This is a genomic window from Treponema sp., from assembly GCF_052169735.1.
GTDB lineage: Bacteria > Spirochaetota > Spirochaetia > Treponematales > Treponemataceae > Treponema.
Genome location: NZ_JBQNBW010000083.1, coordinates 1 through 7,884 on the forward strand (window position 1 = coordinate 1; position 7,884 = coordinate 7,884).

7 protein-coding genes are annotated in these 7,884 nt (G+C 40.0%); 4 read left to right on the forward strand and 3 right to left on the reverse strand.

Features of this window, described 5'->3' with window-relative positions:
- The 4 genes from ACTTJ8_RS10805 to ACTTJ8_RS10820 all read left to right on the forward strand — a co-directional run.
- Positions 1–580: PD-(D/E)XK nuclease family transposase (locus tag ACTTJ8_RS10805; protein WP_442721183.1), on the forward strand; the 580-nt coding region annotated here is incomplete at its 5' end.
- A 35-nt stretch (positions 581–615) separates the two neighbouring features.
- Entirely contained in the window at positions 616–801 is a 186-nt protein-coding gene (locus tag ACTTJ8_RS10810) for a hypothetical protein (protein ID WP_442721184.1), read from the forward strand.
- A gap of 96 nt (positions 802–897) precedes the next feature.
- Positions 898–1,767 (forward strand): hypothetical protein, encoded by an 870-nt coding sequence (locus tag ACTTJ8_RS10815; protein ID WP_442721185.1) that lies wholly within the window; start codon positions 898–900, stop codon positions 1,765–1,767.
- Positions 1,768–1,780: 13 nt separating this feature from the next.
- Positions 1,781–5,035 carry an immunoglobulin domain-containing protein gene (locus tag ACTTJ8_RS10820; protein WP_442721186.1) on the forward strand — a complete coding sequence of 1,085 codons (3,255 nt, stop codon included), beginning with the start codon at positions 1,781–1,783 and terminating at the stop codon, positions 5,033–5,035.
- A 426-nt stretch (positions 5,036–5,461) separates the two neighbouring features.
- On the opposite strand, the gene ACTTJ8_RS10825 is transcribed toward ACTTJ8_RS10820, so the two are convergent.
- The 3 genes from ACTTJ8_RS10825 to ACTTJ8_RS10835 all read right to left on the reverse strand — a co-directional run bounded on the left by ACTTJ8_RS10825 (position 5,462) and on the right by ACTTJ8_RS10835 (position 7,397).
- Positions 5,462–5,773: a PD-(D/E)XK nuclease family transposase gene (locus tag ACTTJ8_RS10825; RefSeq protein WP_442721187.1), complete on the reverse strand. Its 312-nt coding sequence runs from the start codon at positions 5,771–5,773 to the stop codon at positions 5,462–5,464.
- A 114-nt stretch (positions 5,774–5,887) separates the two neighbouring features.
- Positions 5,888–6,484 carry an Rpn family recombination-promoting nuclease/putative transposase gene (locus ACTTJ8_RS10830; RefSeq protein WP_442721188.1) on the reverse strand — a complete coding sequence of 199 codons (597 nt, stop codon included), beginning with the start codon at positions 6,482–6,484 and terminating at the stop codon, positions 5,888–5,890.
- A 76-nt stretch (positions 6,485–6,560) separates the two neighbouring features.
- Positions 6,561–7,397 carry an RpnC/YadD family protein gene (locus ACTTJ8_RS10835; protein ID WP_442721189.1) on the reverse strand — a complete coding sequence of 279 codons (837 nt, stop codon included), beginning with the start codon at positions 7,395–7,397 and terminating at the stop codon, positions 6,561–6,563.
- Between the last annotated feature and the right edge of the window lie 487 nt (positions 7,398–7,884).

A 7,884-nucleotide genomic window follows, 5' to 3' on the forward strand; every position in this document is an offset into this window, starting at 1 on the left:
GCTCAATGACGCTATTCATTCAGAGTACCTGCTACAAGAAAAGACAGCGCATACCACACTAACGGATGTGCTTGAGGTACATTTCTTGGACTTGCAAGCAGCAAAAAAGGCGAAAGAAGAAGGGAAAGCGGTTGGTAAACGCAGTCAGCTTATTAACTGGCTGCGATTTATAGGAGCAACCAATAAGAAGGAGAGAGCGATGATAGCAACGAAGTCACCGGTATTACAAATGCTGAATGAAAAGATAGACGTATTAACTTTATCGCCGACAGAACGGAAATTGTATGAGTCAAGAATGAAGCTGAAAAGCGATATAACGACCATCTCAGAGACGCAATTCAGTGCAGGGGTTGAACGGGGTAAATCCCTTGGTCTTGCTGAAGGTAAATCACTTGGACTTGCCGAAGGTAAATCACTCGGTCTTGCTGAAGGTAAATCGCTCGGTCTTGCTGAGGGCGAAGCTCGAGGTGCTCGCCAAAAAGCACTCGAAACAGCGAAAAATCTTCTGCACTTTGGCTTATCACGAGAAAACATCGCACAAGCAACTGGTCTTTCCCCCGCAGAGGTCAACGCACTATAAAAGTTCTGCTAAGAACCCGCTGAGGGGCGTAGAATATGATAGCAACGAAGTCACCGGTATTACAAATGCTGAATGAAAAAATAGACGTATTAACTTTATCACCGACAGAACGGAAACCGTATGAGTCAAGAATGAAGCTGAAAAGCGATATAACGACCATCTCTCTTCTTTGTCCATTCCCATTTTCATCCGCACTTGACAAAAGATTTTATAGCCCGTAATGTAAAAATATCTATTCTTATTACTCTGTCGCTATAGAACCTGATTAAATGCAGACAGGAATGTAAAAGATTAGCCGTATCAAAGGAGCTATTTTGATGTATAAACATAAAAAGCATATAGCCATTCTCTTTCCGGTCGTATTTATATTCCACGCTTACGCGTTTGACTCCGGCTTTACGCTGGGGCTAAAGGCGAATTTAACCGGTTCTTTGACGAGGCCGTACATCAGCCCTGCTGATATGGCTTATTTGGGCGGTGATGGTATGAAGGGGGCACTGGGGTATATTACTACCGGTGAAGCTGATTTAACCTATATTTTTGATTCAATGAAATACTTCCGGTTTCAAGATAACAGCGTATTCGGCGGATTGGGCTTGACTTTTGCATTCGGTCTTGGGCAAGGCTTTACAGGACAGACTTCGGGGCAGTATAATGCTCAGCTGAATGACGGTAAAGGTAAGAAGATTGATGTGTTTTGCCGTATTCACATGACTCCGGTGATAACCCTTACCACAGGGGGGCGTTCGTATTTTTTACGGAACCGCCTTGCGGTAGGGTTTAATACCGGCATTAAAATGCCGCTTGATCCGCAGCCGATTTATGAAATGTATACGAATCTTACACCGAAAGAAGTTGAAGCATTAAAACAAGAAGGTTTTGATTTTTCCAGCGAAACAGGAACACTCTTGATTACGGAAGAACAAATGAAAAAGATTAATCCTATCGGGTTTATCTTTAAGGGCTTTATTGAATACAATCAGCCGTTCCTTTCCAATATGGAAATTGTGTTGGGCGCATTCTTATCTTATACTGTTTATAAACCGAAATATATAACAATGCCGCCTAAATTGGCTCATGCTGCTGAAAAACAAACTAAACACAATGTTACTACAACACCTATCAATTCTCTTTATCTCAATTCACTCGATTTCGGGGTAACCGTTGGGTTAACTTTTAAAGTGTAAGGAGGAGGTTCTTATGCGTTTATCTAAAAAGATTGCAAATACCATTAGTTTATTATCTTTAACTGCTGCAGCAATACTCGTGTTTTCAACGTGTAAACCGGCAATCGGTACTCCGTGGTACTCCCGATCGGCGGAATCTGTTTCGTCGAATTTTGTTATTACCTCCTTGCAGGTTAAAGGGATTGATGTTGTACCTGTTTTGGCTGACACCCCGATAGATGAAGTAGATAAAATAAAAAAATTTTCTGAAGCCCGATCCTATTGGGTAAATGTTGCGCCTTCCGTTGAAGAGATATTGCCTGAAAATATAAAAGTAAAGGCTGTAAGCTCTTTATCAACTATGGAAGAAGTTGAAGTAAGTGTGGAAATTAATGGAGACGGAGTTCCCTTAGTTACAGGAACACCGACTCCTGTAACTATAAAAATACAGGATACCAAAGCTGAATACGGTGAAGTTACAAAGATTATTAAAATTACGCAAAGTGAACCTTTCGACTTAAAGTTAGAAAGCCTTACAATTGCCGGAGAAAATGCAATGAGCGGAAGTGTAACTCTTCCTTATAGAAAAACTATGATCTCGGCAGCCGATGTTAGGGCGGAATTCAGTTACGGTACGGAAAAAACGGTTATTCCTGTTGTCTTAGAAAAAAACAGCATTGAGCTAAAAGAAGACGAAAGCATTGATGTAAAAATTTTTGTAAAGGCTCTAAAAGGTCAATATAAAGACTTTGACGATGTTGTATCCGTAACGAGAGCAAAAAGAGCTGAAAATGAAGATGTTGCTTTGGAACCTCTGGAAATGTATGTGCAGGGTATTAAAAGCGAAATCGGAAAAGAAGTGAGTGTTCCTTCAAATGTAACGCAAATAACCGAGGATGATATAGTTGTCATATTTAAGACCTTTGATAGTCTTCCCGTAAAGCTTACTCCCAATCCTATAAAGTTTGATACCAATGATAGTGCCAATGCAGAAATTTCAGTTGAAGGAAAAGAGGGTAAATACTTAGGTTGGAATATGAAGTTTACCGTCAAAAGAAATGCTGCGGCCGTATATAATCCTGTAGATAAAAACGGTAATAAAAAGTATGTTGTAAAGGTTAACACCACACCCGAAGAAATAGACCCCTTTACCTATTATGATAAAGATTACGGCTTTTCTGCATCGAAATTCGCTGAATGGGTAGTTTATATCGATGCCTTTAATAACAGCACGAATATTGCTTCTTATCGGTTTAAACCTGATTCATGGTCGGGTTCGCCTGAACAATATGCAGGTCCTGATTTCGGTTCCGGTCTAAAAGCTATGGGTAAGGTAAAATTTTACCGCTATAAATCACGGCAGGATAGATGGGGCAGTACGCCGCCTCTTTTTGATTTGGAAAAAGAAAAACGCTTTTATTTTTACCGTTTTACGGCATCGGGCGGGGTATCGCTTGATAACTCAATGTTCTGTGTTGATACTCATTCTAAATTTATCTTTTACTACAGCGATCCCGCTTCTATAAGCAGTTTAGGGGTGCCCAGCGAATGGACCGATTATGCAGCTCCGTCAAGCGGAAGTCATAAACAATTCGATGAACCTTTTTATTTAAGCGATCCTGTCGGCTATGTTAAGGAAGACGGTCAGGTTGTATTGTATAGCTGGATAACGCAAAATATTACTAATAATAACTATAATGCGCAAAAAAATTCTGCATTTACCAAACCTGCCGAGAAAAAGTCAAGTGGTGCGGGCTTTTCTCCCTACCGCAATAAGATTAAGAAAACTAAAACCGAGGTTATTACAACAGAAAATCCTGATTATACCCTTACGCGCCCCCTTATCTTAGCTCAACCTAAAGCTTTGCGGATAAAGTTAAACTCAACCGACGATGCCGTTATGGAGGTAAAGACCGCTCCTGTGCCTGATGGAGAAACGCTTTCATATAAGTGGTATAAAAATGACTATCAATCGAACGAGGGTGGAACATTAATAGATGGTGAAGTATTGTATTCTTACCGGCCTAATAAAACTGTCCCAACAGATTGCTACATATATTGTGAAGTAACCAATACAAATTCTTCTAACGGTGAGACCGATACGGTAAAAACCGATGCCGTGAAGCTATTGATAAGTTCAGGACCGCTCTATACGGATGCAGCTCAGCCTAAAATTATTAAAGAGCCTGAAAGCAAGACTCTTCCCATAAACACCCCAGGCTCTATAAGTCTTACAGTGGAAGCTCTTGCAATGGATATGGGGCAGGTTTCTTATCAGTGGTATCAAAACACTTCTGATAGTAATGTAAATGGAACAAAACTAAACGGAGAAATCTCTGCAACGCTCAAGTTAAACGTAGATACTGCTTCGGTAAAAACCGAATACTATTATTGTGTTGTTACGAATACAAACGATAAGGTTGACGGTAAGAAAACTGTAACCAGGGCATCTGCTGTTGCAAAAGTAGAAGTGGAAGAAGCGTATCAATTGGCCTTTAGGGTAAATGATGATGATGCAGGACGTATTGTTGCTCTTAGGGATGGAAAGCCTATTGAACTGAGCTCGTATGTAAAGAAAGGCGATAAAATTCAGTTTCTTGCATTTTGTAATCCTAATTATGAAACGCAAAAATGGGATACGGCTATTCCTACAGGTAATATAAATATGGCTGAAATAACCATAAATAGTGAAGATGATGCCAAAAATACTGTGTGCGACATGGCTTTTATCCCTCCGGGAAAGTTGACGGTTCAAGCAAAGGAAATAAAAAACCTTACGCTTGGCGATACTAATAGCGCGTTTACATATGATTTTAGGGTTGGAGGTGTTTATGATGAAACAAAAGTACCCGATTTTAAGTCCTTATGGGAAAAATGCGGGATGAAAGATTTGGATATAGATGAGAAGGGTAAAAATGGAGAGTGGATTGCAAAAGGTACAGGAAAAATAGCCCCTGCTGGTGCTAGTTGTATTTCTAAACTCGAATATGTCCGGCTTAATACAAAGTTAGTGCATTATAAAACGGCATATGATATAAGTATTTATTATCTGGTGAAGGAAAAGCATATTTTATCGGATTATCAGCAAAGTGTTGTAGAATTTAAGTATGACCGTAGTAGTAATACTTGGAAGTGTAACACGAAGAATAATTTTAATATTACGAATGTTACGGTTAGCTATCCGGCAGATTTTACACTGGCACGGGGAGCAACAAAGGATTTTGTTATCAAATATACTTATGCGGGTAAAGGTGCAGCCGAAGTAACCTATACCTTAAAGTGGGAGTAATTAATTGATAATGCGCTAATGGGTAATTTGTAATTGTAGTGATATCGGTTTCCGAGGCGATAACCATGCTGCATCGTTAGGCTGTTGAAATCGTGTGTTATAATGCAGCAGTTGAAGAAGTGTCAGTTTCTGAAAACTGCTGCATTGGTATGCGCATGGCGTATGCGTTAACAGTTGGGGTTTCGGAAGGGAGCTTGGCGGAAAATACTGTTTGTTTTACCGTCTGTTTTTGTGATCAGGGTTAATCAACAACCCTAACGCAAGCGTTGCCGTGGACGGCGGGTATTAAACCCTCCGCACGAATAAAATGAACAAAGAAAAAGACTTTGTTATTACCTACGAGGTTAATAACCATGCTGAAACCCGTTCGAAGGGAACCGTAAAGGCGATTTACGCGATAGGGAGGGAGTAATTTTTAATTGTGAATTAATTCAGAGCTTCCACTTCTTTTAAGGAAAGACCGGTGGCTTGTGCTATCTTTTTCTGGGAAAGTCCGAATTGCAGAAGATTTTTTGCCGTTTCGAGCGCTTTTTGATGAGAACCTTCTGAACGACCTCTAGCTTCGCCTTCGGCGAGACCCCATTCGGCTCCAGCTTTAAACTGTACTTCAGAAATAGTTGCAATGTCGCTTTTCAGCTTCATCCTCGATTCATACAGCTTCCGCTCTTCAGGATTTAAACTCAAAACATCAATTTTCTCATTCAGCATTTGCAATATCGGAGAGGTTGTTGCTAACATGGCTCTTTCCTTCTTGTCGTCTTTTGAAAATATACAGCGCATCTGCGTTGTCGCTACACCGAAATAAATGCTCAACGTATACCCGATACGTCTCCGCTTTATTTCGGCTGGCTTCTAGCACCTGCATCGTCTATTTTCAAAAGGGTGAATTCTGGTAAACCGTAACCAGTTTAACAGTTTTTCTTGCTTTTTGGTAGTAATCGTTTGCCGTATTTCAGCTCCTTTTACTGCCGATAAGTTCAGAAAGTGTATCTCTAATAAGTCAGTGAGCGGCTGATGACTCTTTTTTTCCAGTATGCTATAGGCAGAATGCGCCTCGTTATTGAGCTTAAATCCTTGGGAGATCAGATTAATAGCGATGCATCTTGTAAGGCTGGTATACGGCTCACCTTCTTTGAAGCCTTCGATGTACATTTTAGACCAATAGAACAATGTTCGAGGAATAAATTCGGCAGACCACGAGTTTTGAATTTCAATATCAATTGTTGTTCCGTCTTTTAATCGAAGCTTAACATCGAGAATCCCAGTCTTATCGGTTATCACATCTTTTGCGAGTTCCTTGTCCAGCAGTTCAAGGTCTATAATCATACCGGTTGGCATATCCAGAACACATTCAAGAAAGTCCTGTAAACAAGCTTTGTTCTCTTCCGATCCGAGCAAGAGTTTGAATAAGTAATCGTTTTTAAGGGTTAATCTATAGGTATCTTCCATTTGAACCTCCATACTGTCTATATAGAGCACGGATGCAAAAATGGCTTGAAAAATGAAGAAAATTCTTAATTAAGGATTAATTCAGCGCTTCTACCTCTGCTTGGGTAAGACCGGTCGCTTGTGAGATAATATCTACAGAAACTCCAAGCCGTTTGAAATTACTTGCATCCTGCAGCGCTTTTTGGCGGAAACCTTGAGATATTCCTTTGGCAAAGGCTATTTTGCTTGCTTCTTCTCTTTGCACTGCAATATCCGTATCATAGTCGTATTCTGCTATTAACATATTGATTACCTCCCGTGCTTTTCTTTGTAAATATTCTTTTAGGATTCCTTTTTCTATACATATCTTTACTGCATTGGTAAAGCCGTTTTCAGGATTGAGTTGTGTTTGGCTTCTCACTTCTTCCACAAAAAGGCTGTATTCATCTAAGGTTTTACAAGTTTTGAGTATTTTGTTCCCTTTATCCTTATTTATATTCAGTACCTGTACTGTCAGCTCCAGCGGCACCTGCTCAGATTTGGTAATAAAGGCATTGGAAAGTTTTAAAGTTATCGTTTCAGGATAATCTTTCACCCCATTGTAAAAGACGTAGAACTCAGGCGTAGGTATTTTTGATAGCTTTCTCAAATACCTATCTGCCGGCGTTTGAAGTTTTTCATACAGCCGTGCTATGTACTGTAAAAAACGTATAGGCATATTCTCGTTTATTGTGGATTGGTGTTCAGCAAGCACGATAATCTTATTGTCTACAAGGCAGGAAACATCGTTGACAATATTCATGTACATGATATTATCAAGCCTTATGTTTTCTACCGGACATGAAAGCGGTAGGTTTGTTCCATGTAAAGCATTATATAGCGATAAGAAATTCTCTTTTGCAAATATACGGGCATCGGCTGCGTCACACGGCAAAAAAGTGTCCTCGACGTATATCCGATACGCCTGCGGTACTTTTTTGCCTAACTCCTTGCATCTGCTCCGCCTATTTGCAAAAGTACTCATACTATATAACCGCCACGGATGGCGGTGGTTCTCTACAGAAGTGAGTTTTTCGGAACGAAAAACTCATCGTCTAATACGGTACACGGACGTACCGTATTAGACAGGAATCCTTATACTTTCTGTTTGCTGTGCTCATAGTTACTCTCTCTCACAGGCTGTATTATAGCATAGATTATAGGATTTTGAAATGGATTGTGACAGATTCTGGCATATACTTCACTAATTCATAAGAATTGAGGAAAAAGCCGTTTTGCGTTGGAGAAATCCTGCGTGAGACGGCTTTTTTATGATTTACTCCTTTACTAAGGTTTTGGCAGCCTGTTCATTTCTTATCTAATAGTATATATTAGACCTATTCGATAACTGCGTTTTCGAATAGGTCGACGAGTTCTAAATC